General features: G+C 71.6%; 23 protein-coding genes. 7 read left to right on the top strand and 16 right to left on the bottom strand.

Translation table 11 applies throughout. The annotated features are described in order from the left end of the window. Position 1: 1 nt before the first annotated feature. The 3 genes from DEJ24_RS12130 to DEJ24_RS12140 form a co-directional block, all read right to left on the bottom strand. On the bottom strand, positions 2–496 hold the full coding sequence (locus DEJ24_RS12130; protein ID WP_111078829.1) for a hypothetical protein: 495 nt from the start codon (positions 494–496) through the stop codon (positions 2–4). A 33-nt stretch (positions 497–529) separates the two neighbouring features. Then, on the bottom strand, positions 530–1,087 hold the full coding sequence (locus DEJ24_RS12135) for a GNAT family N-acetyltransferase (RefSeq protein WP_111078830.1): 558 nt from the start codon (positions 1,085–1,087) through the stop codon (positions 530–532). Positions 1,088–1,284: 197 nt separating this feature from the next. After that, entirely contained in the window at positions 1,285–1,599 is a 315-nt protein-coding gene (locus tag DEJ24_RS12140; protein WP_111078831.1) for a putative quinol monooxygenase, read from the bottom strand. A 106-nt stretch (positions 1,600–1,705) separates the two neighbouring features. On the opposite strand from DEJ24_RS12140, the gene DEJ24_RS12145 reads away from it, so the two are divergent. Continuing rightward, complete coding sequence (locus DEJ24_RS12145) at positions 1,706–2,377, top strand: TetR/AcrR family transcriptional regulator (RefSeq protein WP_220036714.1); 672 nt, start codon at positions 1,706–1,708, stop codon at positions 2,375–2,377. 269 nt (positions 2,378–2,646) lie between these two features. Here the strand turns inward: DEJ24_RS12145 and DEJ24_RS12150 are convergent, their stop codons facing one another. The 9 genes from DEJ24_RS12150 to DEJ24_RS12190 all read right to left on the bottom strand — a co-directional run bounded on the left by DEJ24_RS12150 (position 2,647) and on the right by DEJ24_RS12190 (position 16,193). Then, a complete protein-coding gene (locus DEJ24_RS12150) occupies positions 2,647–3,264 on the bottom strand; it encodes a TetR/AcrR family transcriptional regulator (RefSeq protein WP_111078857.1) in 618 nt (205 codons plus the stop codon). Further along, positions 3,257–4,117 (bottom strand): alpha/beta fold hydrolase, encoded by an 861-nt coding sequence (locus DEJ24_RS12155; RefSeq protein WP_111078833.1) that lies wholly within the window; start codon positions 4,115–4,117, stop codon positions 3,257–3,259. The genes DEJ24_RS12150 and DEJ24_RS12155 overlap by 8 nt, the downstream gene beginning before the upstream one ends. Positions 4,118–4,183: 66 nt before the next feature. Next, positions 4,184–7,414 carry a GH92 family glycosyl hydrolase gene (locus DEJ24_RS12160; RefSeq protein ID WP_111078834.1) on the bottom strand — a complete coding sequence of 1,077 codons (3,231 nt, stop codon included), beginning with the start codon at positions 7,412–7,414 and terminating at the stop codon, positions 4,184–4,186. Positions 7,415–7,428: 14 nt separating this feature from the next. Then, positions 7,429–8,400, bottom strand: a complete 972-nt coding sequence (locus tag DEJ24_RS12165; protein WP_111078835.1) for an endo-beta-N-acetylglucosaminidase H — start codon at positions 8,398–8,400, stop codon at positions 7,429–7,431. 123 nt (positions 8,401–8,523) lie between these two features. Continuing rightward, on the bottom strand, positions 8,524–11,559 hold the full coding sequence (locus tag DEJ24_RS12170; RefSeq protein WP_111078836.1) for a glycoside hydrolase family 38 C-terminal domain-containing protein: 3,036 nt from the start codon (positions 11,557–11,559) through the stop codon (positions 8,524–8,526). An 88-nt stretch (positions 11,560–11,647) separates the two neighbouring features. Next, a complete protein-coding gene (locus DEJ24_RS12175) occupies positions 11,648–12,985 on the bottom strand; it encodes a cellulase family glycosylhydrolase (protein WP_111078837.1) in 1,338 nt (445 codons plus the stop codon). After that, positions 12,985–13,986 (bottom strand): carbohydrate ABC transporter permease, encoded by a 1,002-nt coding sequence (locus tag DEJ24_RS12180; RefSeq protein ID WP_220036715.1) that lies wholly within the window; start codon positions 13,984–13,986, stop codon positions 12,985–12,987. The genes DEJ24_RS12175 and DEJ24_RS12180 overlap by 1 nt, the downstream gene beginning before the upstream one ends. Next, positions 13,983–14,861 (bottom strand): carbohydrate ABC transporter permease, encoded by an 879-nt coding sequence (locus DEJ24_RS12185; RefSeq protein WP_110904020.1) that lies wholly within the window; start codon positions 14,859–14,861, stop codon positions 13,983–13,985. Before DEJ24_RS12185 ends, DEJ24_RS12180 begins: the two co-directional genes overlap by 4 nt. A gap of 36 nt (positions 14,862–14,897) precedes the next feature. Beyond that, positions 14,898–16,193: a sugar ABC transporter substrate-binding protein gene (locus tag DEJ24_RS12190; protein ID WP_111078838.1), complete on the bottom strand. Its 1,296-nt coding sequence runs from the start codon at positions 16,191–16,193 to the stop codon at positions 14,898–14,900. Between the two features lie 102 nt (positions 16,194–16,295). Between DEJ24_RS12190 and DEJ24_RS12195 the strand changes: the two genes are divergently transcribed. The 3 genes from DEJ24_RS12195 to DEJ24_RS16935 all read left to right on the top strand — a co-directional run bounded on the left by DEJ24_RS12195 (position 16,296) and on the right by DEJ24_RS16935 (position 18,172). After that, on the top strand, positions 16,296–17,327 hold the full coding sequence (locus DEJ24_RS12195; RefSeq protein ID WP_111078839.1) for a LacI family DNA-binding transcriptional regulator: 1,032 nt from the start codon (positions 16,296–16,298) through the stop codon (positions 17,325–17,327). A 212-nt stretch (positions 17,328–17,539) separates the two neighbouring features. Beyond that, on the top strand, positions 17,540–17,911 hold the full coding sequence (locus tag DEJ24_RS12200) for a hypothetical protein (protein WP_111078840.1): 372 nt from the start codon (positions 17,540–17,542) through the stop codon (positions 17,909–17,911). Between the two features lie 108 nt (positions 17,912–18,019). Next, positions 18,020–18,172, top strand: coding sequence for a hypothetical protein (locus tag DEJ24_RS16935; RefSeq protein WP_181436597.1), 153 nt, complete (start codon positions 18,020–18,022; stop codon positions 18,170–18,172). Between the two features lie 32 nt (positions 18,173–18,204). Here DEJ24_RS16935 and DEJ24_RS12205 read toward each other — a convergent pair whose 3' ends face one another. Genes DEJ24_RS12205 through DEJ24_RS12215 form a run of 3 tightly spaced genes read right to left on the bottom strand, consistent with a single transcriptional unit; the run spans position 18,205 to position 21,341 of the window. Further along, positions 18,205–19,056 (bottom strand): DMT family transporter, encoded by an 852-nt coding sequence (locus DEJ24_RS12205; protein ID WP_111078841.1) that lies wholly within the window; start codon positions 19,054–19,056, stop codon positions 18,205–18,207. Further along, positions 19,053–19,715, bottom strand: coding sequence for a response regulator transcription factor (locus DEJ24_RS12210; protein ID WP_110904025.1), 663 nt, complete (start codon positions 19,713–19,715; stop codon positions 19,053–19,055). Before DEJ24_RS12210 ends, DEJ24_RS12205 begins: the two co-directional genes overlap by 4 nt. Before the next feature lie 30 nt (positions 19,716–19,745). Then, positions 19,746–21,341, bottom strand: coding sequence for a sensor histidine kinase (locus tag DEJ24_RS12215; RefSeq protein ID WP_111078842.1), 1,596 nt, complete (start codon positions 21,339–21,341; stop codon positions 19,746–19,748). 161 nt (positions 21,342–21,502) lie between these two features. On the opposite strand from DEJ24_RS12215, the gene DEJ24_RS12220 reads away from it, so the two are divergent. Then, positions 21,503–22,168, top strand: coding sequence for a hypothetical protein (locus tag DEJ24_RS12220; protein ID WP_111078843.1), 666 nt, complete (start codon positions 21,503–21,505; stop codon positions 22,166–22,168). A 71-nt stretch (positions 22,169–22,239) separates the two neighbouring features. Here DEJ24_RS12220 and DEJ24_RS12225 read toward each other — a convergent pair whose 3' ends face one another. Then, the gene (locus DEJ24_RS12225; protein ID WP_110905030.1) at positions 22,240–23,646 is read right to left on the bottom strand and encodes a serine hydrolase; all 1,407 of its coding nucleotides are present in this window, start codon (positions 23,644–23,646) and stop codon (positions 22,240–22,242) included. A 33-nt stretch (positions 23,647–23,679) separates the two neighbouring features. On the opposite strand from DEJ24_RS12225, the gene DEJ24_RS12230 reads away from it, so the two are divergent. Together DEJ24_RS12230 and DEJ24_RS12235 are read left to right on the top strand one after the other, a co-directional pair. After that, positions 23,680–24,333, top strand: coding sequence for an FMN-binding negative transcriptional regulator (locus tag DEJ24_RS12230; protein WP_110905031.1), 654 nt, complete (start codon positions 23,680–23,682; stop codon positions 24,331–24,333). Further along, positions 24,330–25,808, top strand: a complete 1,479-nt coding sequence (locus DEJ24_RS12235) for an amidohydrolase (protein WP_220036716.1) — start codon at positions 24,330–24,332, stop codon at positions 25,806–25,808. Before DEJ24_RS12230 ends, DEJ24_RS12235 begins: the two co-directional genes overlap by 4 nt. The last annotated feature ends 7 nt before the right edge of the window (positions 25,809–25,815 follow it).

A 25,815-nucleotide genomic window follows, 5' to 3' on the forward strand; every position in this document is an offset into this window, starting at 1 on the left:
GTCACGAGGCCTGCACGCGGCCGTGCCGCAGCTCCGAGCGCAGCCGGCGGTCGAACCGACGTCCGAGCAGGACCATCGCCACGACGACCATCGCCGCCAGCACCCACACCGGCCAGAGGAGGCCCGTGGCCTCGTGCACGAAGATCGCGGCGACGACCGCGATCACATCGAACACGCCCATCGCCACTGCCCACCGGGTTGCGGCTCCGGCTCGGTGGCCGGAGACCCACACACCGGTGAGTCGGCGGTAGGCCGAGACGAGCGTGAAGATCCCGGCGAAGAAGACGACGAGCACGGCCACTCGGACGATGGTGTCGCCCAACGCGTAGCCGACCAGGTAGGCGCCGGCGAGCAGGCCCAGGGCCGGGTGGTACCACCACGGGGTCACCAGACGGTCGGCGACGGAGGCCCTGGTCGCGTCGACCGCGGCGAGCGCCTGTCGGGCGTCGGTCGGGTCCGAGCCGTCGGGTGCGCTGTTCCTCGGGTCGTTTTCCATATCGGCAAGTCAATCATTTGCCGCCATGGAAAGTCAACGGTCGACCGGGACCGGGACCGGGACCGGGACCGGAGGATCGTCACGCAGCCGCTGGAACATGCGGTGGTCCTGCCACCGGCCCGCGATCTCGAGGTACCGCGGGGCGAGGCCGTACTGGACGAAACCGTTGCGGGCAAGCACCCGCTGCGAGGCGGTGTTCTGGACGAGGGTCTCGGCCTGGACCCGATGCAGGCCGAGCTCGTCGAACGCATGCCCGAGCGCCGCGGCGACTGCGCGGGTCGCGAGGCCTCGGCCGGTCCGGTCCTCCGACAACCAGTACCCCATCGCGCAGGACCGGAACGAGCCGCGCACGATGCCGCTGAGGGTCAGACGACCTGCCACCTGGCCGTCATCGTCGAGGACCACGAACGGGACGGTCCCGCCGCGACGGTGTTGCTCCAGCACGAGGTCGATGTCCGTCCGCTGACCGGCGACGGTCTCGTACCCGTCGGCGCGGATGGGGCTCCACGGCGCGAGGAACGCCCGGTTGCGGACGAGCAGGTCGGAGAGTGCGCGGCCGTCGCCGGGTTCGATCAGGCGGATGCTGGTCATCGTGCGCGTCCGTCGAGAGGACGCCCGCTCTGCAGCTCCCGCACCAGCGGCCAGTCGCCCTCGACGGATCTGCGGCCGGAGGACGAGACACTCATACCGATGACGGTAGCGGGCCGCCTGCTCCGGCCGGAGCGCCAAGGTCGGCGTGTGCTGAACCGGAGGCAGGAGCGCGACCGCGGCGATCGCGACGGCCGACTTCAGCTCGCGAACCCCGAGAAGGCAGGCCGGACGGTCACCCGCATCGGCGGAGCGGCGAGCAGGTCGATGACCTCCTCGTGGTTCGCGTCGATCACGGGGTCGGCGAAGTGGCGTTCGAACGACGCGTCGTCCGCGTAGAACTCGAACGCCCACAGGGTGTCCGGGTCGTCGTCCGCACGGCAGAGCACCCAGTCGGTGGGACCGTCCGGGTCCCCGGTGAAGTGCAGCGCGTTGGTGAGTTCGAACAGGCGGTCGCCCATGCCGGGCTTCGCCTGGAACTGCAGGACGGTGCCGGGCTGGTTCGAGGTGAGCATGCGGATCCTTCTTGGGAGGGAAGACGGCGACATCGGTGACGTCACGTTGGAACGGTGTTCCATCGCAGCGTATGGAACGTGGTTCCAGTCATGTCAAGATGGGGTCGTGCAGGACGAGCAGCGAGCCGAGCGGCGCAGGGAACCGTTGACGAAGGACGTGATCGTCCGGGTGTCGGTCGAGATCCTCGACGCAGCCGGCGAGACGGGACTGACCTTCCGGGCGCTCGCGACCCGGCTCCACACCGGCGCAGGAGCGATCTACCACCACGTCGCGAACAAGAGCCAGCTGCTGACAGCCGTCACCGACGACGTGGTCGCCGCAGCCCTGCACGACCGAACGCCCCCCGCGGAACCAGCGCAGGCCGTGCGGATCCTCATGCTCGACGTGTTCGACGTGTTCGACGCGCACCCGTGGGTCGGCACGCAACTGGCAGCAGAGCCGTGGCAGCCCGCGGTCCTCCGGGTCTTCGACCGTGTCGGCACACTGCTGGACGCGCTGGGCGTGCCCGCCTCGGCGCAGTTCGATGCCACCTCGACGCTGGTGCACCACGTCCTCGGTGTCGCGGGGCAGTACGCAGCAGCAGCGCGCCTCGCCGGCCCCGGCACGGACCGGTCCGCGTTCCTCGGCGCGGTCGCCACCAGGAGGACCACCCAGGGGGGCGCCGACGCGTTCCCCTTCCTGGACCGGTTCGCGACGACGTTCGCCGACCATGACGACCGCGCGCAGTTCCGCGCGGGAGTCGACGTGATCCTGGCCGGGATCGCGACGCTGCGCTGACCCGGGGGGCCTCCGCGTGAGGGACACGGCGCGACGAACTCCGCCCACTCCTCCGGGCAGCGTGCCGCGAAGCACGCCTCGGTTCGGTCGGTCCCCGGGTGTCCACGGCCGGTCGGTCCCCGGGTGTCCAGGGGTGGCGCGGACAAGCCGCTTCCGTCCCCGCTGATCCCGCGCGACCACGCTCCCGAACTCGACACCACCCCGAGACCGGGCGACTTGCTCCCACCCCAGGTGGTGATCGTGTCGCCCATGGTCCCCCCTCGAGCAGGCTACCGAGCCACCGAGCGCCCGTCGGGCACGACCGAACGCCCGTCCCCACCCGCAGCCCGGGCCCGCAGCCCCTGGTCGAGGAAGTCGATCATCCAGGTGAAGCTCTCGTCCACGTCGGCGCCGAGCTGGAACCCGCCGGACACCTCGAGGGTGGCGAAGCCGTGCAGCATGCTGCGGAGCATCCGGAGCGCGTGCACCTCGTCGGCCGGGTCGAGCCCGTAGTCCCGCAGGACCGTGACGAACGACGACAGCGACCGGTCGAGGGCCGTGGCGAGCGGATCGTCGGCGTCCGCCGGTCGGCTGCCGGTGGTGGCGGCGTAGCGGCCCGGGTGTTCCTGCACGTACCGACGGACGGTGCGCGCGGCGGCGGCCAGGGCCTCCCGTCCGGTGCTCCCCCGGGTCGCCTCCGTCAGTGCCTCGGTCAGCTCGGCGGCAGCGAGCGCTGCGATCCGCCGGGTCAGGTCCGGGAGGCCCGCCACGTGTTTGTAGAGCGACGGCGGCTTCACGCCGAGCCGGTCCGCGACGGTGCTCATGCTCAGCTGCGCGAGGCCGTTCTCGTCGGCGAGGACCGCGGCGGCCTCGGTGACGACCGCGGGGTCGAGTCCGGCCCTAGGCACGGTCACCACCCGTGGTGGTCGCCGTGAGCGTGCGCCGAAGGAACGGGAGCAGGAGGTCCATGACCTCGGCCGGGGTCTCGCGGTGCGGGTAGTGCCCGGCGCCCTCGATGACGGCGAGTTCGCCGAGGCCGGTCGGCAGGTCGCCGAGGATGCGGCGACCCTCGGCTGCGGGGTCGGCCCAGTCCGGGTCGGCACCGCCCTGGACGACGAGCACCGGGCAGCGGACGTCAGCCAGTCGAGCGCCGGCGTCGGCCGGGTTGGTCTTCGTCATCGCCGTGAGCACGGCCATCCGCTCGGGCTGCCGCAGGGTGTCCTCGATGTGCCCGCGTTCGGTGGCCCAGTCGGCGGGCTTGGTGGCGACCGCCAGGTCCAGGTAGGCGAGCCAGCCCGGCAGGCTGCCGGCCGTCATGACCCGCAGGAGTTGGACGGTGCCGGATCGGTGGTGGTTCCGGTTGCGGAGGAACCCGCCGAGGTCGAAGGACTGCGCCCGGGTGAAGGGGGCGAGTTCCACGACACCGGTGATGAGCTCCGGGGCGTCGGCGGCGGCGATCGTCGCGGCACCGCCACTGATCGACTGACCGACGACGACGGCCGGGCCACCGAGGTGCCGGACGACGGCGACGAGGTCCCCGGCGATGTCCGCGCGGGAGTACCCGGTCCATCCGGTGCTCGAGTCGCCGCAGCCGCGGATGTCGACGTTCGCGACCCGGTACCCGGCGGCGACCAGTTCGGGGACGAGGAACCGGTACGAGTGCCGGGTGTCGCCCATGCCGTGGGCGAGGACGACGAGGGGTCCGGTACCGCTGACGTCGACGGCGATGGTGCCGCCGTCACGTTCGATGTGTTCGAGCATGCTTGCCTCCTGGCTACGAGTGTTAGCCAAAAGCTAACACCCATAGCCAGGAACGTCAACAGCCGGTCAGGAAGTGCCGTCCGCGGCGATGAGCTGCAGCTGCGACAGCGTGATCGGCGTCAGGGCGTGGAACGTCAGGGTCCCGCCGTGGACCCCGCCGTCGAACGGGAACACCCGGGTCTGCCCGGCCCAGTCGAACACCTCGTCCCGCCCCTCGAGCACGTGCACCGCTGCACCGTCGACGTCCCGCAGCACGATCCGCCACGACGCGGTACCGGCGGCCGCGACCGTCACCGTGACGAGCGACACGGCCTCGACCGTCACGGGCACCGTGGCGGACTCACCTGCCTCGAGCGCCACGACGGCCACCCCCGTGTCGTCGGTGAGCGGCGACGCGCCGACCGGCAGCACGTCGTCGGGGGTGTCCCGGTACCCGTGCAGCACGGACGCCGATGCCGGCCGGCTGTCCGCCGCCCACCCCCGGGGTGTGTCGGCGAGCGCGACCTCGATGCGCGAGGCCCCGACCACGACCGCGTGCGGGATGCTCACCGACTCCCACGGCTCGCCGTCGACGGTCACGGCGGCGATGAACGCCCCGCTGCCGGTGGTCTCGATGACGGTGGGCGACCCTCCCGCCCGGTTCAGCACGGTCCGGCGGACCGACGGCGGCACGATCACGTAGGTCCCGGTCGACGGCGCCAGCGGGTAGAGCCCGATGGTCGCGAAGACGTACCAAGCGCTCATCTCGCCGTTGTCCTCGTCACCGGGGTACCCCTGACCGATGTCGGAGCCGACGAACAGCCGCTCCAGGCACTCGCGGACGACGCGGTGCGCGTCGTCGTGCCGGCCGGTGGCCATCGGGAAGAACGGGATGTGGTGCGCGGGCTGGTTCGACAGTCCGAGCATGCCCATCCGGATGTCGCGGGCCTCGGTCATCTCGTGGATCGCGAACCCGTACGAGCCGGAACGATCGGTCCCACCGGTCTCCCGTCGCGCCCAGAACCGCGCGAACGCGTCGTCGAACCCGGCCGGACCGCCGTGCAGCTCGACGACGCCGGCGCTGTCGTGCGGCGCGGTGAACATCGTGCCCCACGCGTTGGTCTCGGTGTAGTCGCTGCCCCACACGTCGGGGTCGAAGTCGTCGCGCCAGGCGCCGTCGGGCGTCCGCCCGATGAAGAACCCGCGTTCGCGGTCGAACACGTTCCGGTACTGCAGGGAACGGCGCGCGAACCACTCGTGCTCGGCGCGGTACCGGGCAGCGCCGACGTCGTCACCGGCCGCGACCGCGCGATCGGCCAGGGCGTCCGCCAGCACGGCGACGCCCCAGTCGTTGATGGCCGCGTCCAGCGTCCACGACATGCCCTCGCCGGTCGCCGTGTCGACGTACCCGCGGAACAGGCCCGGGAGGCTCCCCTTCCGCCCGACCCGCCGGTCCCGCGCCGGGACGGTCGCGTTCCGCAGTGCGGACCGGTACGCCTGCTCGAGGTCGAACCCGTCGACGCCCTTCGCGACGAGATCCGCGAACACGGTGTCGCTCGTGGTGCCGGTCATCACGTCCTCGGCGCCGGGAGCACTCCAGCGCGGGGTCCAACCACCATCGGCGAAGTGGCCGACGACGCCCTCGGCCAGGTCGGCCGCGGTGTCCGGGGTGAGGAGTGCCAGCAGCGGCCAGGCGGTCCGGTAGGTGTCCCAGAACCCGTTCGTGGTGGTGAGCGGTCCGTCGACGACCTCGGGTCCGGGTTCGTCGCGGATCGGTTCGGTGAGCACCGAACCGTACGGGGACCGGTGACGCGGGCTGCCGGCCGGGTCGTCCTGGTGGACGAGGGCGGTCTCGCCGGCGCGGGTCGGGTAGAGGAACGCCCGGTACAGGCCGGAGTAGATCGAGACGAGTTGGTCCTCGGTCGCGCCCTCGACCTGCAGGGTGTCGAGCTCGGTGACCCACCGGTCCTCGGCGTGCCGGCGCATCGCGTCGAAGTCGCCCGCGGCGTCGAGGTTCGCCACCGCGTCCGCCGCGGAGACCGTCGAGGTGCCGAGCAGGACGTCGCTGTCGCCGGCGACCTCGACCGAGCCGCGCAGCAGCCCGTCGACGACCGTCGTGTGCTCGGCGACGGCGTTCCCGATCCGCAGGTGCACGTGGTGCGGTGGCGTCTCGGCGCGGTCGTCGAGCAGGGCGTCGACGATCGCCGTGCCGTCCTCGATCCGGACCTCGCACGAACGGAGCACACCGTGGTGGTCGATGACGATGCTCCGGACACCGGTGAACCGCCACGCCAGGGCGAACTCTCCGGCGGTCATCTCGGCGGTGACCCCCTCGTCGAGCGTGACCCGGTAGCGGTGCGGGCCGTCGAGCTCGTCGACGTGGTCGAACCCGAGCGCACGGGCGGTCCGGTCGACATCGGGGTCGGCGAGCGGTGACGGCATGACCTGGAACACCCCGCGGTCGGCCATCCACGGTGAGGGCAGGTGGCTGGTGGCGAACGCCTGGACCGCGGGCCGGTTGTCGCTCGGCCGGTTGTGCTCCTGGTAGGCGTACGGCCACCGGCTGTCGGCGGCGTTCGTCATCGGCAGGCCGAACACCCCGCCGTGCGGCAGCCCCACGAGCGGTGCGTTGTTGCCGCGGGAGAACGTGCCGGACGAGTGTGTGCCGCGGGTGGTGCGGACGTGGTCGAGTGGGCGGGCGTCCGCGGGCAGGGCACCGGTGGCGGGCCCTGCCGGCTCGATACGGACGTCGTCGAGCCAGCCACGGACGGTGCGGACCGCGCCGTCGGTGGGGTCGGGACCAGGGGCGGACGCAGGCCGGTCCGTCCGGCCGAGCCGGGCCTCCAGGCGGTCCACCACGCGGCCGGCGTGTGCCGACAGGTCGACCGTCCGCCGGTTCCACTGGTCGACCCACTGCTTGCGGGCGTCGTCCTGCGCCTCCGGGGTGACGGTGTCCCCGTACTGGTCGCGGGCGGAGTCGGTGCTGGACCCGGCACTGAGCCGGGTGCCGTCGGTGAAGACGATGTCGAGTGCGAACGCCGTGGCGGCCCAGAACCCGTCGAGGTCCGCCTCGGCCGGTTCGGTCTGCCCGTCCGGCAGTGACCGTTCCGGGAACCAGACCCAGGTCAGGACGTCGGTGGGTCCGACCTCCTGACCTGCCGGCCCGGGGACGACCACCACGGTCGCCTCCGGGCCGGTCTGTTCGATCAGGGTCGCCTCCTGCGAGACGAACCCGACCCCGTTCCGGGCCGCGACCGCGGTCGTCGGGCCAGCTGTCGGTCCGACTGCGGTCGGGCCACCACGGCGCACGTCACTCATCGATCAGTCGTCCCTCACCGGTAGACGGCCGACTGGCCGTACAGCACCCTCGTGAACTGCGACACGTAGGGGCTGACGTCACCGTCCGGCAGGTTGTACGTCATGTACACGCCGTACCCGTCGGCCTTGGTCCGCTCGGCGAACGAGACGGCCGTGGCCACCGGGGTGTTCTGGATGTCGACCGCGGCGGCCGAGAGCTTCGACTTCGGCACACCCGGGATCTGCGGCGCCGTGTAGGTGCCGTAGTAGGGGTTCCACGCGTAGTCGAGCTTCTTGCCGATCGACGGCTTCTCCTGCTGCAGCGACGTCGACGACGGGCCGATGTCGTAGAAGGAGATGATCTTGCCGGGCATGTCCGCGCGGAGCGCCGAGACGAGCCAGCCGATCGACTGGTCGTTCGGCTGCGGTGTGCCGTCCACGCCGTAGTCCGAGTACTCGTCGTCCAGGTCCACGCCGTCCAGGCCGTACTGCTTGACCGTCGCGGAGACCTGCGCCGCGAAGTCGCGGGCGTCGGCCTTCGAGGTGAAGTTCGCGAGCCCGGTGCCCTGGTGGTTGCCGAGCACGGAGAGCGTCACCTTGATGCCCTTGGCCTGCAGGGGCCGGATCTGCGTCGCAGCCTGGTCCAGCGTGCGCTGCACGTTCTCGTTGGCGTACAGGACCGCGTCGCCGTCCGCGTCGCGGTTGATGTTCGCGGCGAAGATGATCGCGACGTCGAAGGCGTTCGCACCGTTCTCGAGCGTGTAGCGGCCGACGTTCCGGAGCTCGTCGTTGTTCACCTCGACGTACGCGATGCTCGTCGGCCCGGACTTCGTCGGGGCGTGGTGTCCCGGCCGCCCGTGGCCGTGGCCGTGGCCGTTGCCGTGCCCCTGGCCGTGCGACGCGGCTGCCGGCCCGCCCGGTGTCGCCGAAGCGGCGGCGGGCACCATCGGTGCCGCCACCATGGCGACCAGCGCCGCCACGATCCCGATCTTCATGGACTTCTGCATGTCACTCCTCTTCGAGTGGTGTCCGCGGCGACGACTGCCGCCGCGGGTCCACGACCGATCGGCCGTGGGACCCGCCGCCGGGACACCCGAAGTCCCGGCGGCGGGGGTCTCATCCGGCCACGGTCAGTGCGCTGCACCCCGTCGCGGGAAGCGGAACGTGCGGACCTCGAACGCGTCGACCGGGAAGGCCGCCACCCCGTCGGTGATCGCGGCGACGCCCGGCAGTGCCGGATCCGTCTCCTCGAGCAGCGTGACCTCGACCGGCTCGTCGAAGGGTCCGTCGACCGCCAGGCCGCCCGTCCCCCGGCGTCCAGCCGGCTCGTAGACCCGGACGACCAGGTCGCCGGAGCGGTCGTCGGCGAGCTTGACGGCCGAGACCACCACGTCGCCGGAGGCCTGCACGAGCGAGTCGAAGCCGTGCGCACCGGTGACCGTCCGGACGGCGGTGTTCATCGCCGTGCCGGCCACGGTCGCGCCGACGATGTCCGTTCCGATGACGATCCCGTACCGGTGCGTCTGCACGCCCTGGTCGGTCTCCGGGTCCGGGAACCGCGGCGCCCGCAGCAGCGAGAGCCGCAGCGTCGTGGTGACGTGACCGTCGACCGAGTCGCGTGTGACGTCGAACCCGTGGATCGAGTCGTTGACCAGGGCCACACCGAAGCCGGGCTCCTCGACGAGCACGTAGCGGTGCATGGACGTCTCGAACTTCGCGGCCTCCCACGAGGTGTTCGTGTGCGTCACCCGCTTCTGCGCGCCGAACTGCGTCTCGGCGATGGTGTGCTCGGCGCGGACGTCGAGCGGGAACGCCACCTTGAGGAACTTCTCGGTCTCGTGCCAGTCGGTGACCTGGGCGAACTCCAGGGTGCGTGCGCCCGGTGCGAGCGTGATCTCCTGCGTCACGGTGGACTCGCTGAACGCCCGCGACACCGTCACCCGGGCGGTCCCGTCGGCGTCGACCGAGGCGCGGAGGCCGGTCACGTCGACCAGGTCCTCGACGCGGTTCCGGTAGTACCGGTCCACGTCCCACGCGTCCCACATGTTCGGGAAGTCCTGGTGCAGCTGCAGCAGGTTCGCGACCTGGCCGGGGGCGATCGCGTCGCGTCCGGTGGTCAGGTCGACCGCACTGGTGACCAGGCCGCGGCCGTCGACGACCACCCGGACCAGGTCGTTGGTGAGCACGAACCCGCCGTCGACCTCGGTGAGGGTGACGTCGGTCGTCGCCGCCACGTCGGTGGTCAGGACCGCGCTCTGCGCCAGGGCACCGCTCTGGAGGCTCGGGGCCGGGTTGACGACGACCGTCCGGTCCCCGGGACCGGCGAGGGCCGACAGGGCGGAGGCGATGAGGGCCTCCAGGCGGTCGGCGATCTCCGCGTACCGCTCGACGGCCTCGCGGTGCACCCACGCGATCGAGGTACCCGGCAGGATGTCGTGGAACTGCTGCAGCAGCACCTGCTGCCAGAGTGCGTCGAGCTCGTCGTACGGGTACGCGAAGTCGGTGCGGGCGGCGGCCGTGGCGCACCACAGCTCGGCCTCGACGAGCAGGTGCTCGCTGCGGCGGTTGCCCTGCTTGGTCTGGTGTTGGCTGGTCAGCGTCGCGCGGTGCAGCTCGAGGTAGAGCTCGCCGACCCACACGGGCGGGTTCTCCAGCTCGGACTTCGCCCGGTCGAAGAACGCGTCGGGGTGCTCCCACGTGACGCGGGCGCTGCCCTCGAGGTCGGCCAGGCGTGCGGCCGTGCCGGTCATCTCGCGGGTGGTGCCGCCGCCGCCGTCACCCCAGCCGACCGGGGCGATCGAGCCGGAGGCCAGGCGGTTCTCGCGGAACTGGCGGGAGGCCTTCGCGACCTCGGACCCGGAGAGCCGGGAGTTGTACGTGTCCATCGACGGGAAGTGCGAGAAGACCCGCGAGCCGTCGATGCCCTCCCAGAGGAACGTGTGGTGCGGGAACTTGTTCACCTGGTTCCAGGAGATCTTCTGCGTGAAGAACCACTCGAACCCTGCGCGGCGCATCAGCTGCGGCAGCGCCGGCGAGTAGCCGAAGCTGTCCGGCAGCCACACGCCCTTCGGTCGGATGCCGAACTCCCGTTCGAAGAACCGCTGGCCCTGCGAGAACTGCCGGACGATCGACTCCCCCGTCGGCATCACGGTGTCGGACTCGACCCACATGCCGCCGAGGGGCAGGAAGCGTCCGGCGGCGACGGCGTCCTTGACCTTCGCGTAGACCTCGGGGCGGTGCTCCTTGATCCAGGCGTACTGCTGGGCGCTGGACATGCCGTAGAGGAAGTCGTCGGTCTGCCCGATCAGCTCCGTCATGCTCGACGTGGTGCGGGCGACCTTGCGGATGGTCTCGCGGACGGGCCAGAGCCAGGCGGAGTCGATGTGGGCGTGTCCGACGGCGGAGATCCGGTGTGCCGAGGCCTCGGCCGGGGCGGCGAGCACCTCGGCGAGCGCGGCACGGGCGTCCGGGGCGGTCTCGGCGATGTGCTGCAGGTCGAGCGCGTCGAGGGCGTCATCGAGCGCCTGCAGGATCCGCATCCGCCGGGGGCCCTGCGGCAGCTCCTCCTGCAGTTCGAGCAGGACGTCGATGTCGAGTGCGAGCTCGTGCACCTCGGCCGCGAACACGGCCAGGTCCATCCGGCGCGACGTGTACAGGCGCTTCGGGGACGAGGTCCGGACGTCGCCCTCCTGCGTGACCAGGAAGGGGTGGTAGTCGAGCAGCACCGGGTTCGACGCCGCCTCGACGAAGAACTCGACGGTCTCGCCACCGACGGCCTGCTCGGCGATGAGGACCCACTGGTTGCGCGGGTTGATCGACTTCACCGGTGTGCCGTCGGACAGGTACACGAGGCCCTCGCACTGGAAGCCCGGCATGTTCTTGTCGAACCCGAGGTCGATGAGCGCCTCGATGCGCTGCCCGGCCCACTCGGCGGGGACGGTCCCGGAGAGGCGGAACCAGGTGGTGCCCCAGGCTGCTCCCCAGGGGGTGCCGACCTCGTACGGCTCGAAGGTGAGCGCGAGTCCCTCGGCGGGGGCGATCGGTTCGCCGGGCAGCTCGTGCCAGGCGGTGTCGAGCGGGACGGCGGTGGCGTGCACCTCGGGCAGGATGCGCTCGTCGAGCACGCGGCGTGCGCGGCCGATGGTGAGCGGGATGTCGTCGTGCATGGGTCCTTCCGGGGACGGCGGTGGTCGTCGGGTCGGTGGTGTTCGTCGTGCGGTCGGTCGTGCGGTCGGTCGGTCGTCGGTCGGTCGGTCAGGGCATGGTCGCCGGGTGCGCGACCGAGAGCGCGGTCGCCGTGGTGCCCGCGGGCACGTCGACGCAGGTACGGATGCCGCGGGCTGCGAGCAGCGCGGTGTCGGCGAGTCGGGAGCGCAGCACCACCTGGGGCCCACGCCCGTCCTGCTCGGCGAGCGCGAGCCAGGCGGCGGCGAACCGGCCGCCGGGAGCGGAGTCGGCCCGGGTCCCGTGCAGCGGTGCACCGTCCGGGGCGACGTCGTCGAGGACGAGCGCGGTGGCCGGCGGGGTGGGTGCGTCGTAGCGGCCGTCGCCGAACGTCAGCGCCATCTCGCGGAACCGCTCCCCCGTCGGCTTCACGCGGCCGTCGTTCGTCAGCAGCCCGAGGTCGTACTCGAGCTCCGGGAAGTCGGCGAGCGAGCGGGAGACGTCGTGCGAACACCACCACGTGATCCCGGACAGCTCCTGCACGTCGAGGGCGTGCCGGATCGTCTGCTCGGTGAAGGTCGGGGCGTCGGCCACGTCCACCACGTTCGTCGGTGCGCCGACCTCCTGCAACCAGTTCGGCCGGTCTGCGCGTCCGTTCCAGGCGGCGGCAAGTTGGAGCAGGTACTCCCCGTGCCGGACCGACCCGGCACCGAGGGCACCGTGCAGGCGGGCTGCGCCGTTGAACACCCACGAGTGCGTGACGGTCGCGTCACCGTGCTCGGCGGCGTGCTCGGGGCCGAACGGCTGGGCGTCGTCGTACCAGGCGGCGTCGTACTGGGCCAGGGTGACCAGCGGTCGGCGGGCCGGCGGGACGGACGCGCTCCGGACCTCCCGGCCGTCACCGAGCCCGGCCCGGGCCGCGTCGACCATCGCCGCCGCCCACGCGTGTCCCTGCTCGGCGGTCGTCGCGAACGGCGCGGGGTGCGGGGCGTGCGCGAACTGGTTGACCTCGTTGCCGATGGTGATGCCGAGCAGGTTCGGCCGGTCGGCGACCGCGGCGGCGAGCGCCCGGACGTACGCGGCGGTCGAGGCGACGACGTCCGGGTCGGTGAACATGTTCCGGCGGTGCCAGCTCTCCAGCCAGGACGGCACGAAGTCGAAGCTGGACAGGTGACCCTGCAGGGCGTCGACGTTGACGTCGAGTCCGAACGAGCCGGCGATGTCGACGACGGTGGCGACGTCCTCGAGTGCCGAGGGGCGGATCAGCGTCCGGTTCGGCTGCACGACGGGCCAGAGCGGGAAGATCCGGACGTGGTCGGCGCCGAGCGACGCGATGGCCTCGAGGTCCCGCGCGGTGTCCGAGGGCGAGAAGTCCAGCCACGAGTGGAACCACCCGTTCGACGGCGTGTGGTTGACGCCGAAGCGCATCAGCCCTTCACCCCGCCCTCTTCCACGCCCTTGAAGAAGAAGCGCTGCAGGAGCGCGAAGATCACCGCGATCGGGATGAAGGCGATCATCGTGCCCGCCGCGATCATGCGCTGGTCGGTCGCGAACGTGCCCTGTAGGTACTGCAGTCCGACGGTCAGGGTGAGCTTGTCCGGCGACTGCAGGACGATGAGCGGCCAGAGGAAGTCGTCCCACGCGCCGATGAACGAGAAGATCGCGATCACCGCGATGGTCCCCTGCACGGCCGGGAACGAGATGTACCGGAGCCGCTGCAGGGCGTTCGCGCCGTCCATCACCGCGGCCTGGTCGATCTCCTCGGGGACCTGCCGGAACGCGTTGAACATGAGCAGCACGTTGAGCGCGGCGATCATGCCGGGCAGGGCGACGCCGACCAGGGAGTCGGCGAGGCCGAGGTCCTTCACGGTGACGAACTGGGAGATGATCGTCGCCTCGCCGGGCAGCACCAGGGTGGCGAGGAACAGGCCGAGGACGACCTTTCGGAAGCGCCACTGCAGCCGTGCCAGGGCGAATCCGGCGAGGGTCGCGAAGACGATGTTCCCGATCACGTCGATCGCGGCGACGATGAGCGAGTTGCCGATGTAGCCGAAGACCGGGATCGCGTCGGCGACGCGCAGGTAGTTGCCGATCGTCGGCTGCGACGGGATGAACGACGGGTTCGCCGTGTAGATGTCCTCACCGGTGCCCTTGAGCGAGGTGGAGAGCTGCCAGAGGAACGGGCCGATCGTGATGAACAGCACCACGATGAGCAGGACGTAGCGGACCACCTTCTCGCGGGTGGACATGACGCCCCAGACCGCACGACGGCGACGCTTGCCGGTTCCGCCCGGTCCGTCCGTTCCGCCCCGTCGGTCCGTTCGGGAGGCCCGTCCGCCGCCCGTCGCGCCGGCCACGTCGGGCGTCGGTGCGGCCAGGCCGGCGTTGCCCCCGATGACGGGTTCGCTGGTGTCGGTCGTGTTCGTCACTTGTCCGCCTTGCTGTTCATCCGGGCGAGGGCGAGCATCGGGATGAGCGTCACGGCGAAGAGCAGGAGGCTCAGGGCGGACGCGTAGCCGAGGTTGCCGGTGAAGCCACGGGCGTACTGCTGGATGAGCATGACGAGGGAGTTGTCCTGGCCGCCGGGGCCACCCGTCCCGTTCGTCAGGATGTAGAGCTCGCTGAACACCCGGAGTGCACTCACGCACACGAGGATCCCGACGAGGGTCATCGTGCCGCGGACGCCGGGCATGGTCACCGACCAGAAGCGTCGGACCGAGCCGGCACCGTCGAGTGCGGCGGCCTCGTGCAGGTCCTTGCCGACGTTCCCGAGCGCGGCCAGGAAGATGATCATGTAGTAGCCGAGGCCCTTCCACACGGTCAGGCTGATGGCGCTGAACAGCAGGAGCCACCGGTCCGTCAGGAACGGGATCGCGCCCTGCACGATGCCGAGCGACTGCGCCATCTCGTTGACGACACCGCGGTCGTCGAGGATCCAGTTCCAGATCAGCCCGACGACGACCGCGCTCGCGATCACCGGCGTGTAGTACGCGGTCCGGAAGAACGCGATGCCGGGCATCTTGTGCTGGACGAGCACCGCCATCAGGAGCGGGAGGACCGTCAGCAGCGGCAGACACACCGCCATGTAGATGACGCTGTTGAGCAGCGCCTCCCACACCTGCGGGTCCGCGAGCAGGGTCCGGAAGTTCGCCGTCCCCACCCAGGCGCTGACCCCGCCGAGCGGGCTGGCGTTCGTGAACGACAGCCGCACGGTGTTGATCGACGGCCAGAGACTGAACGCGAGCAGCCAGACCAGTGCGGGCAGCACCAGCAGCCAGGGCGTGAACCAACGGTTCGCACGCATGACGATCCTCCCTCTTCCTTGACGTGACGAGCTGGGTCAGCCGTTGGCGAGCAGGGTGTTCATCTTGTCCTGCGCGGTCTGCAGCGCCTTCTCCGGGGTGGTGCCGCCCTTCATCGCCAGCGCGATCTGCTGGTCGAGGAAGTCGGTCATCGCGGAGTTCGCCTCGACCGGGTTGAGGTTCTTCGCGGTCTTCAGCGCCTCGTTCGCGAGCACACGGGCCTTGGCCTGCACGGTGCCGTCGTCCTTCGAGAAGAACGGGTCGGACTGCGACGACTTGGTCGACGGCAAGATGTTCACCAGGTGCGCGAACGCCTCCTGGTTCTCCGCGTTGGTCATGAACGCGGCGAGCGCTTCGGCCGTGGCGATGTGCTTGCTCTTCGCCGAGACGCTGAGGCCCTGCACGTAGAGCGGCGGGTTGTCCAGCGCCGGCGAGACGATGATGTTGCCCTTCAGCGACGGGTTGTTCTTCTCGAAGTCACTGATCGCGGTCGCGCCACCGGTGGTCCAGGCGACCTTGCCTTGGGTGAACAGGGTGGAGTTGCCGAGGTAGTCGGTGTTGAGGACCGACGACGGCATCAGGCCGTCCTTGTATGCCTTGGCGTACTTCGTGATGAGGTCGGCGGCCTTCGAGGAGTTCGCGAAGGTGAACTTCGTGCCGTCGGCGTTGAGGATCTTGACGCCGGCGAGCGAGAAGTCGGACAGACCGGGCTTGCGGCTCATCAGGTAGTCGTCCGGGCACTTCTGGTGCATCGTCTCGGCCTGCGTGAACAGCTCGTCGGTCGTCTTCGGCGGGCTGGCCGGGTCGAGACCGCACTTCTCGAACATCGTCTTGTTCCAGTAGTCGATGTCGGTGTTGAGGTACCAGGGGTAGCCGAACGTGCCGTCGACGCCCTTGTAGTCGTACGCCGCGAGGGCACCCTCGACGTAGGTGCTCGAGAGCTTGCTGTCGTCCTTCGACACGTCCTGCAGGAAGCCGCGCTTGGCGAGGGGCAGGGCGATGTCCGGCGGCAGGTTGACGACGTCCGGCAGCGAGTTCGACGAGGCCTGGCTGAGCACCTTGTCCGCGTAGCCGTCGCCGGGCTGGTCGACGAGCTTGACCTTCGCATCCGGGTACTTCTTCTCGAACGCCTTGACCACCCCGTTGAGGTAGTCCGTGTAGGTCGGCGTGAGGGCCCAGGTCTGCAGGGTGATCGACCCGCTGACCTCGCCGTCACCGCCGCCGGTGCTGGCGGTGCCGCCGCTCGAGCAACCGGTGAGGACGAGGGCGGTGGCTGCGGCGCCTGCGAGGATCGCGGCCACTCGGCCCGACGTGGTGCGGTGGGTGCTTCTCATCGTTGCTGACTCCTTCGTCGAGCTACTGAACCGGTTCAGCCTTGTGCGCCGAACCCCTACGTGACGGCGACAATGCCTGACTAAAGCGCTATAGTCAAGCCCGTGGCCACAGGACGCCGAACGACGATCGCCGACATCGCAGCGCGGGCGGGCGTGTCGATCAGCGCCGTCTCGTTCGCGCTCAACGGCCGCCCCGGCGTCTCCGAGACGACACGGGAACGGGTCCGTCAGGTGGCCCGTGACCTGGACTGGCAACCGCACACCGCAGCACGGGCACTGGGCGGCGCGAAGGCCGGGTCGATCGGCTTCGTGCTGAACCGCCCCGCCCGCACCCTGGGCACCGAGTCGTTCTTCGGCGACCTGATCTCCGGCATCCAGCTCGGCCTGACCGGCACCCACATCGGCATGACGCTGCTCGTCGCCCGCGACGCCGACGAAGAGCTCGAGACCTACCGCGACTGGTGGCGCGGACACCGGGTCGACGGCGTGATCGTCATCGACCCACGGAGGGACGACGAACGCCTGCGCCTGCTCGCCGACCTGGGCATGCCGTCGGTCATCGTCGGGTCACACCCCTCCCCTGCCGGCGCAGCCCCGAGCGTCTGGATCGACGACTCGGACGCCACCGACACGGTCTTGCGCTACCTGCGAGCCCTCGGGCACCGGCGGATCGCGCACGTCTCCGGGCCGCCCGAGTTCGAACACACCGCACTGCGGATCGACCGGGTGCGGGCGTTCGCCGGGACCGATGTCGACGACCGCATGGAGTCCGTGCCGACCGACTACTCCGCCGAGGCCGGTGCCGCAGCCACCCGGCGCCTGCTCTCCGGCGCGACCCGGCCGACGGCGATCGTGTTCGACAACGACGTGCTCGCCGTCGCCGGGCTCGGCGTCGCGAGCGAGATGGGCGTCCGGGTGCCGCAGGACGTGTCGATCGTGTCGTTCGACGACTCGGCGATGATCCGGCTCGTGCGTCCGGCGATCACCTCGCTCACCCGGGACACCGTCGAGCTCGGGCAGCGAGCCGCGGTGCTGCTCCGCGAGCAGATCGAGTCCGAGGTGCCCCTCCCGTCGCGCCCCGGGCCCGAGCTGACGCTGAGCGTGCGCGAGTCCACCGCGCGCGCCGCCCCCTGACCTCGGCCGCGCGAGCCGGCCGCGCGAGCCGGCCGCGCCGCAGCCGCGGCCGCGGCCGCACCCGTCCTGCACGCGAAAGCGACAGATGCGCGCCGAATTCCGGCGCACATCTGTCGCTTTCGCGTCTAGGTCGGGCCCTCCGAGCCGTGCTGGACACGCCGGAGCACGCGCCGGACTTGACGGGGCATTCGAACGCACGTTCGAATACGAGGGTGGGACGGCGTCGCGAGAACCGGTGGCAGCCCCCGGAGCACCCGGAGGTGGAGCGCCCCAGCGCCTTCTCCCTGTCGGAGGAGGCCCGGGGCGGCGACGTGTGCCACGCGGTCACCCCGATGCCGGTCTGGGCATGGGTGCAGTTCCCGACCTTCCACGTCCGGGTGAAGGCCTTCGCACGGAGCTGGACGCGCGACGCCGTCCTGGTCGAGTGGGCGCAGTTCGGACAGCAGGCCGACGCCTGGATCTGGCGTTCGGCCGTGAAGCACCGCACCCTCCGTGCGGTGGATCCGCGGACCGGACACGCGCCGACGAGCGGCAGCCGATCAGACCCCCGACCGGCGAGATCGCGTTCCCCGGAGTCCGCATGACGCACTGCGTTGACTTCCTGCGCGCCGGCGAGGATCGTTCGTGACACACCGGCTCACGAAGATTCTCGACGATCGAGACATCTGCGCCGGAGACCGAGAGGAGGCACCGTGAAGAAGACCGACGTGCCGTCCTGGGGCGCCCACGTGCTCACCCCACCCGAGGTCATCGAGGCCTACGTCGACCGACGCGTCAACGACCCCTCGCTCCTGTCGGGCGTCCAGTCCGAGCCAACCTACGCCGACTTCCTGCGCGCCGAGTAGTCGGCCCTCGGCCGGCGGACAGCCGGATGACGTCAGACCGCGGCGGCGCCCCGCCGCGACGTCAGGGTGACCCCGGCGCTCGCCGCGGTGACGCAGACGAGGGCGACGACCTCGAGTACCGACAGGGCCTCACCGAGGACGACCAGGCCGGCGAGCGCTGCGATCGCCGGGCCCAGGCTCTGCAGCACGCCGAACACCCGCGTCGGCATCCGGCGGAGCGCGGACATCTCGAGCGCGTACGGCAGCACACTCGAGAGCAGCGCCACGACGCCGAACACGACGAGCAGCAGCGGGTCGGCCACGACACCCTGGACTGCGGACCGGAGTCCGAACGGCAGCGCCACCACCATCGCGACGAGCATGGACACGGCCAGCCCGTCGATGCCCGGGATCGCCGCACCGACCCGGCGGTTCATCACGATGTACGCGGCCCAGCACCCGGCGGCGAGGACGGCGGCCACGACTCCCCCGACGTCGCCGACCGCGGACGGTCCGACGCCGAGCAGCACCACGCCCACGAGCGCCAGCGCCGCCCAACCCGCATCCCGCCAGCGCCGGGTGTGCGCGAGCGAGAGCGTCAGCGGGCCGAGGAACTCGATCGTCACGGCGACGCCGATCGGGATCGTCGCGAACGCCACGTAGATGAACAGGTTCATGCCGCCGAGCGCCAGGCCGAGCAGGACCGCGGCGAGCCACTGGGCACGGGTCCAGTGCCGGACCCGGGGGCGGACGACGAGCGCCAGGACGACCGCGGCGATGACGAGCCGGAGGGTGGCGGCGCCCACCGAGCCGACGTCCTCGAAGCGCGTCTTCGCGACCGCTGCGCCGATCTGCACCGACAGCATCGCGGTGAGTGCCAGCAGCGGTGCCGGGACGCGGTTCATCCGAGGTAGGCCAGGACGGCCAGGACGCGGCGGTGGTCCTCGCCGGTGTCCTCGAGCGCGAGCTTGCCGAAGATGCTCGTCACGTGCTTCTCGACCGCCCCGGTGCCGATCACGAGTGCACGGGCGATGGCGGCGTTGGTGCGACCCTCCGCCATCAGGCCGAGGACCTCGCGCTCCCGGGGTGTCAGCGCCGCCAGGGGGTCGCGGCGGCGACTCATCAACTGGGTGACGACCTCGGGGTCCAGCACCGTGCCTCCCGATGCGACCCGACGGACGGCGTCGTCGATCTCGTCGAGCCGGGTGACGCGGTCCTTGAGCAGGTAGCCGATGCCGGCGCTGCCGGCGGCCAGGACGTCCTCGGCGTAGGCGGCCTCGACGTACTGGGACAGCAGCAGGATGCCGGTCCGGGGGGCGATCCGCCGCGCCTGGACGGCTGCGCGGACACCCTCGTCGGTGAAGGTCGGCGGCATCCGCACGTCCATCACGACGACGTCCGGGGTCAGCGCGGGCAGTGCGGCGAGGAACGACGCCGGATCGCCGAACTGGCCGACGACGTCGATGCCGGCCTCGTCGAGCACGCGGGCCAGGCCCTCGCGGAGCAGGACGGCGTCGTCGACGACGACGGCCCGGATGCGTGCTGCATCCGGGCCGTCGGTCATGCGCTCAGCCTAGCGGCGACGCGCACCTGCTCACGTGCGGGGCGTGGGGACACCGTTCAGCGCACCGAGCGGGATCCGGGCGGTCGCCTCCGTCGGTCCGCCGAGCGGGCTGGACACCGTCAGTTCACCGTCCAGGGCGCGCATCCGGCCCATCAGCCCCTCGATGCCGTGCCCTTCGCGCGGGCTCGCCCCGCCGCGGCCGTCGTCCGTCACGCTGACGGTGAGGAACCAGGTGCCGGCCGTGTCGACCAGCAGCCCGAGGTACACCCCGGCCGCCGAGGCGCCGGCGTGCTTGGCGGTGTTCGTCAGCAGCTCGCTGACGGTGAAGTACACGTTCCGCTGGATCTCGGTCGCGAGCTCGAGCCCGTCGGGAAGGCGGATGTCGAGTCCGACTGGGATCGGCGAACGGGAGCACAGCGCTTCGAGGGCCGCGACGAGCCCACGGTCGAGCAGGATCGGCGGCGCGAACCCGCGGGACAGCGCCCGCAGTTCGTCGAGCGCGTCCTGCGCGTGGCCGGACGCCTCACCGATCAGCCGCTTGGCCCGCTCCGGGTCCTTCTCGAACGACCGCTCGGCCGCGGCCAGGTCCATCCGCAGACGCACCAGTCGCTGCTGCGGGCCGTCGTGCAGGTCGCGTTCGATCTGGCGGAGCGCCTGCCCCTCCGCGGTCACGGCGCCGGCACGCGAGGCCTGGAGGCCCGCCACCCGCTCCTCGAGCACCTCGGCCCGGAAGCCGCCGAGCAGGCCGTGGTCGATCCAGTAGTGCGCGAGCACGGAGCCGCGCAGCCAGAGCGGGAACAGGAGCACACTCGCCGCCATCGACAGGAGGCCGAGGAAGACGACCCCGGCACCCGAGCCGATGTCGTTCGGGTCGAGCAGGTACCGGCCGGCGACGACGTACACCAGGACGACGACGACCGGCCAGAGGAACCCGACCGCCAGGAGCAGCCCGGCACCGACGGTCACGGCAGCGGTCAGCGGGTAGACGACGACCGCGTGCAGCAGGTACAGCCAGTAGTGCGGGTTCGCGACCGCCGACCCGGTGCGCGTCCACCAGTTCTGCTGCCACTTCGGCGTCCAGTCCACCGGACGGATCGGCCGTGGGTCGGCCCAGCTCATCCGCAGCTTCTCGAACTGTCCGAGCCAGCGGGCGACGAACAGCGCCACGAAGAACAGCAGCAGCGTGAACGGGTTGAACACGTCGCGGGACCCGAGGCCGCCGATGCCCAGGATCGCGGGGAACGCGAAGTACAGCGTGCAGAGGAGCACCGCGGTGAGGGCCATGTAACCGAAGTCCCGCGGTGACCGACGCCAGGCCTCCCGGTAGAAGGCACCGGCGCTCGGTCGCCCACCGCTGCCACCGCTGCCCGAGCGGATCGGGGCATCCGGACCGCGACCGCCGGGGGCCGACGCCGTCGGCTTCGGCGGCTGCGGGGTGGTCACCGGCGGGGTCGCGTCCCAGGCGCCGGGAGGCCCGCCAGGACCGGGTGCAGGGGCGGAGGGCATCGGGATGGTCGCTTCCGGTGTCGTGGTGTCGAGCGGAACGGTCTCGGCATGGTCGGGCGAGGTCATCGCGTCGTCCAGGGGGACGGTGCGGGCCAGGTCGAGCCGGTCGGTGTCGGTCATGCATCGAGCCTCGCCCAGGAGCGGGCCCGGTCCCATCCTGCCGCCTCCCGGACGCGTGGTGGGGTTGTCCCCACCCCGTCCTCCCGACCCTTCCCTGCAGCGGCCGGTGATGTGTAGAGTGCCGACACTGCACGGAGGCAGGACAGCACGAGGGGGGAACCATGCACGACACCACACGTGACCGACTGACGGCACTCGCCGCGGTCGTCGCCGCACTCGTCCCGGCGATCGCCGTCGTCGCCAGCTGGCTGCAGGTCGCCCTCACGTGGCCGGACCAGTACAGCATCGGGTTCCGGACCGTGATGGCCGTCGGTCTCGCCGCCGCCGCCGTGGTGACGATCGAGGCGCTCCGCAATCATGACCACGTCCTGCTCGCCTTCGCCCTCGCCGCGCTGACGTACTCCGTGGCCGGACTCGTGCCCGGTGCCGCCTGGCCCCTCGGGACCGTGCTGTTCATCGCGGCCCGGGTGCTGCTGTTCGTCTTCGGCGTGCTACTCGTCCTGCGAACCAGGCCCAGCACCACAGGCGACACCACAACCGACACCACCGCCGACACCACCGCCGGCGCTGCGAGCGGTCCGTTGCACCGCGTCGCCGCCTGGGCCGTGCTGGTCGGCGCCGGGATCTGGCTCGCCTGGACGGTCGTCGAGCCGGTCCTGTTCGGGTTCTGGATGCCGCCGCAGGACGCCCTGACCGTTCTGTTCGCGATCCCGCAGACCGCGCAGTTCGTGGCGTTCGTCGGGGCGCTGCTGGTGTTCGCGCCGCCGCTCCTCCGCCCGGTCGGCCACGGTGCCCGACGGCTGTGGGAGACGGCCGACGTCCGCTGACGCCGACCGCCCGGTCCCCGGCCGCAGGGCTGCGTGTGCAGACGAGCGAAGTGCTCAGACCCGGGCAGTGATCAGACGAGTGCGGCCGCGACCTCGGGTGACTCCTCCGGCACGGACCACGGACGCTGCGTCATGCCGCTGTCGCCCCGGACGGACACGATCGCGCCGGAGTCGTCGCGCGTGAACACGATGTCCTCGTCGATCGACCCGAACCGGTTGCCGGACGCCATCCGCAGCGTGTCCGCGTCGACGACCTCCAGGCGGACGGGCGACTCGGTCGGCACCGGCTGCGTCGGGTCGATCGCCAGCAGCCGCTCCCCGACGCGGGCGATGTCGGTGATCCCCTCGAAGGTGGTGAAGCGCCCGGTGTAGCGGTCGGTGTCGACGTCAGCCGGCACCGGCGCCCCGGGGGCGTGCTCGTCGGCGGCGGCGTCGAGCAGGTGGACGATGCCGTAGGCCAGCATCGTCGCGGGACCCGTGGCGCTGCTCGTCAGCACCGACACGACCAGCGAGGACGCGGGGTCGAACACCGACTGCGTGATCTGCCCGGGGAACCCGCCGGAGTGGCCACGGACCTCCCGGCCGTTGATCCGGTCGACGACGAACCCGGCGCCGTAGCCGCGGGCGGCGGGGTCGCTGTCGAGCGCGCTCCACGCCTTCCGCTGGGCCAGCCGCTTGGCATGGTCGGAGAGCAGCGTGCCGCGGCCGGGCACGTGTGCCGAGAAGTACCGGACCAGGTCCGAGGCGGTGCCGTGGAACCCGGTGGCCGCGGCGAGCGCCCCCGTCGTCACGTGCGGGACGCGCTGCCGGGTGCGGGCGGTGTGCAGGCCGGTGTAGCCGATGACGTACTCGTCCTCGCGCGCCGGGTCGAACTCGGCGCCGGTGCCGGTGAGCCCGAGCGGCTCGGTGATCGCCGTGCGGACGTGGTCGGCGTAGCGGGTGCCGGTGACCGCCTCGATGACGAGGCCGAGCAGGCCGTAGCCCAGGTTCGAGTAGTTGAAGGCCGACCCGACGGGCACCTTCGCGCCGCCCGCGACGACGAGCGCGACGAGTTCCGCGGCGTCCGGGAACGGGTGTGCCAGCGCCCAGTGGTCGCCGTCGGCGCCGTCGCGGACGACTCCGGCACCCATCTCCATGAGCTCGCGGACGGTGGCGTCGGCGATCGGCGAACCGGCCTCGACCAGGGCGGGGACGAACGTGCCGACGGTGTCGTCGAGGCGCAGGGCGCCCTGGTCGGCGAGCTGGAGCAGCGCCGTCGCGGTGAACGTCTTCGAGTGCGAGGCGATCCGGAACAGGTCGGAGGTCGTCAGGCGACGCCCGGCCTCGACATCCGCGTAGCCGAAGGCGTCGGCGAACAGTTCCTGCCCCTCGAACCCGACGGCGACCTGCACGCCGGGCAACCGCAGCTGCCACACCTTGTAGGCGATCCACTCCCGGACGTAGGGCAGGACGGACTCGTAGGCAGCGCGCTTCTCCATGCCGACCAGCCTGGCATGTGCCACGCTCGTCGGATGCGGCACACACCATCCTTCCTGATGACCGAGGTCGACGAGGTCCGACGACTCGTCGACGGGAACCCCTGGGCGACGATCGTGTCGCACACGGCGACCGGGCTGGTGGCGTCGCACTACCCGTTCCTGCTCGAAGCGAGCGCTGACGACGAACTCGTCCTGGTGTCGCACGTCGGCCGTCCGGACGAGGTCGCGCACGAGCTCGGCCAGCACGAGGTCCTGGTCATCGTGCAGGGCCCACACGGCTACGTCTCCCCCGCCTGGTACCCGCCGGAGCAGTTCGTCCCGACCTGGAACCACACCACCGCGCATCTGTGGGGCACGCCGGAGATCCTGTCCGACGACGAGAACTTCCGGGTCCTCGGGGACCTCGTCGACCACTTCGAACGGGAGATGCCGTCCCCGGTGTCGCTCGACGTCGACCAGGACACCGCCCGCCGCATCGCCCGTGGCACCGTCGGCATCCGGCTGCGCGTCACCCGGTTCGACGCGCGCGCGAAGCTCAGCCAGAACAAGGCACCCGAGGTCGTCGACCGGGTCATCGAGGGCCTCCGCGCCGACGGGCCCTACGCGGCGCCGGCGCTGGCGGACGAGATGGAGCGCGTACGCGCGCGTCGTGAGGACCTGGGCGACGCCGGACGGGAGGCGCTGTGACATCCGTCCTGCTCCGCACCGTCCGCCGTGTGGGCACGTCCGGCGCCCCCTCCGACGTCCTGGTCCTCGACGGACGGGTCGCCGCGATCGGACCGGCCGGGACGATCGACGCGCCCTCCGGCAGCGAGGTCACCACCGAGGTCGTCGAGGCGGACGGCGCCTGGCTCGGACCGGGGCTCCGTGACCACCACGTGCACTTCGACCAGTGGGCACTCATGCGGCAGCGCATCGACGTGCAGGACTGCGCCTCCGCCGAGGAGACCGCCGACCGCCTCGCCGAGGCCACCCGCACTGCGCTCCCGGACCGCGTCCTGGTCGGACACGGCTACCGGGACGGACTCTGGCCGGCCCCGGCGCGACGCGAGTTGCTCGACCGAGCCGCCCCGGGCCTCCCGGTCGTCGTCGTCGCCGCGGACCTGCACGCCGTCTGGTGCAACACCCGCGCCCTCGCGCACTTCGCAGCGGCGCTCGGCCGTGCCCTGCCGGCGGGCGAGGACGGCGTCCTCCGTGAACAGGACGCCTTCGACGTCACCGGTGCGCTGTCCCGGGTGCCCGGCGAACTGCTCGACGCCGCCGTCGAGGAAGCGGTCGACGCCGCCGCCCGACGCGGGGTGACGGGCGTCGTGGACCTCGAGATGGTGTTCGGACTCGACCGATGGGCGCGCCGGATCGCCGCCGGCACGGACGGCATCCGCGTGGCGTCCGGCGTCTACCCGGGAGAGCTCGACGGCGTGGTCGCGCGCGGCCTCAGCACCGGCGACGTCGTGCCGGGCACCCGCGGCCTGCTGACGATGGGGCCGTTCAAGGTGATCACCGACGGGTCCCTCGGCACCCGGACCGCCGCGACCTCGGACGGCGGAGGGCTGCTCACCTGGACGCCGGAGGACCTCGTCCCGGTCCTCCGCCGTGCCGTCGCCGCCGGACTCGTCCCCGCCGTCCACGCCATCGGCGACCGGGCCGTCACGCTGGCACTCGACGCGTTCGAGACCGTCGGCACCCGCGGCACCATCGAGCACGCCCAACTGCTGCAGCCCGACGACGTCCCGCGGTTCGCGCGGCTCGGCGTCGTCGCCTCCGTCCAGCCCGAGCACGCCATGGACGACCGCGACATCGCTGACCACCACTGGGCGGGCCGCACCGACCGGGCCTTCCCGTTCGCCGCACTCGAGCGAGCCGGAGCCCGGATGCAACTCGGATCGGACGCCCCCGTCGCGCCACTCGACCCGTGGGTGGCGCTCGCCGCCGCCGTCGGCCGGGACCGCGACGGACGGGCTCCGTGGCACCCGGAGCAGCGGATGTCGGCGCTCGCCGCGTGGCGGGGCAGCACCGACGGCCGCGTCGGCGTGGCCGTCGGCGACGTCGCCGACCTGGTCCTCGTGCCGTCCGACCCGCTCACGGCGACGTCGGCCGCACTCCGCACGATGCCGGTCCTGGCCACCGCCGTCGCCGGCCGCTGGACCCACTGGGCCGTCTAGGTCCTCG

The organism is Curtobacterium sp. MCPF17_001, from assembly GCF_003234615.1.
Classification (GTDB): Bacteria; Actinomycetota; Actinomycetes; order Actinomycetales; family Microbacteriaceae; genus Curtobacterium.

Excerpts from the sequence above, each read along its gene's own strand:
- DEJ24_RS12130 (WP_111078829.1), bottom strand. The coding sequence starts at position 496 with ATGGAAAACGACCCGAGGAACAGCGCACCCGACGGCTCGGACCCGACC.
- DEJ24_RS12135 (WP_111078830.1), bottom strand. The coding sequence starts at position 1,087 with ATGACCAGCATCCGCCTGATCGAACCCGGCGACGGCCGCGCACTCTCC.
- DEJ24_RS12140 (WP_111078831.1), bottom strand. The coding sequence starts at position 1,599 with ATGCTCACCTCGAACCAGCCCGGCACCGTCCTGCAGTTCCAGGCGAAG.
- DEJ24_RS12155 (WP_111078833.1), bottom strand. The coding sequence starts at position 4,117 with ATGCTCGAACACATCGAACGTGACGGCGGCACCATCGCCGTCGACGTC.
- DEJ24_RS12160 (WP_111078834.1), bottom strand. The coding sequence starts at position 7,414 with ATGAGTGACGTGCGCCGTGGTGGCCCGACCGCAGTCGGACCGACAGCT.
- DEJ24_RS12165 (WP_111078835.1), bottom strand. The coding sequence starts at position 8,400 with ATGCAGAAGTCCATGAAGATCGGGATCGTGGCGGCGCTGGTCGCCATG.
- DEJ24_RS12170 (WP_111078836.1), bottom strand. The coding sequence starts at position 11,559 with ATGCACGACGACATCCCGCTCACCATCGGCCGCGCACGCCGCGTGCTC.
- DEJ24_RS12175 (WP_111078837.1), bottom strand. The coding sequence starts at position 12,985 with ATGCGCTTCGGCGTCAACCACACGCCGTCGAACGGGTGGTTCCACTCG.
- DEJ24_RS12185 (WP_110904020.1), bottom strand. The coding sequence starts at position 14,861 with ATGCGTGCGAACCGTTGGTTCACGCCCTGGCTGCTGGTGCTGCCCGCA.
- DEJ24_RS12190 (WP_111078838.1), bottom strand. The coding sequence starts at position 16,193 with ATGAGAAGCACCCACCGCACCACGTCGGGCCGAGTGGCCGCGATCCTC.
- DEJ24_RS12205 (WP_111078841.1), bottom strand. The coding sequence starts at position 19,056 with ATGAACCGCGTCCCGGCACCGCTGCTGGCACTCACCGCGATGCTGTCG.
- DEJ24_RS12210 (WP_110904025.1), bottom strand. The coding sequence starts at position 19,715 with ATGACCGACGGCCCGGATGCAGCACGCATCCGGGCCGTCGTCGTCGAC.
- DEJ24_RS12215 (WP_111078842.1), bottom strand. The coding sequence starts at position 21,341 with ATGACCGACACCGACCGGCTCGACCTGGCCCGCACCGTCCCCCTGGAC.
- DEJ24_RS12220 (WP_111078843.1), top strand. The coding sequence starts at position 21,503 with ATGCACGACACCACACGTGACCGACTGACGGCACTCGCCGCGGTCGTC.
- DEJ24_RS12225 (WP_110905030.1), bottom strand. The coding sequence starts at position 23,646 with ATGGAGAAGCGCGCTGCCTACGAGTCCGTCCTGCCCTACGTCCGGGAG.
- DEJ24_RS12230 (WP_110905031.1), top strand. The coding sequence starts at position 23,680 with ATGCGGCACACACCATCCTTCCTGATGACCGAGGTCGACGAGGTCCGA.